Raw genomic sequence first — 238 nt, 5'->3', positions numbered from 1 at the left:
ATCCGAAGTTACGTAGCTTATCATTTTTGCCGGAACAAGAAAGAAAAACTTATACCCGAGTACAAGATAGCATAATGGGAGAAATCTATGATGATTTGTCTAAGAAAGGATTAAATGTTGCACAGCGAGATAAGAAAATTGCAATAATTAATATTGATGTTTCCTCAACAAATGAATTGTTTTCTAAATTTTTCTGCGAAGCTTTGGCGATGCAAGTTTCAGATTTTTATATTAAAAC

1 protein-coding gene is annotated in these 238 nt (G+C 31.5%); it reads left to right on the top strand.

Annotated elements, in window-relative coordinates:
- Positions 1 to 26: 26 nt before the first annotated feature.
- Positions 27 to 238, top strand: a 212-nt coding sequence (locus SB773_RS34430) for a hypothetical protein (protein WP_410595019.1), incomplete at its 3' end; no start/stop codon positions are given.

It is taken from the genome of Bacillus sp. SIMBA_074, assembly GCF_046534555.1.
Lineage (GTDB): Bacteria > Bacillota > Bacilli > Bacillales > Bacillaceae_G > Bacillus_A > Bacillus_A mycoides.
The sequence above is the reverse complement of the archived record's forward strand: the minus strand, read 5'-3'. Positions and strand labels throughout refer to the sequence as shown.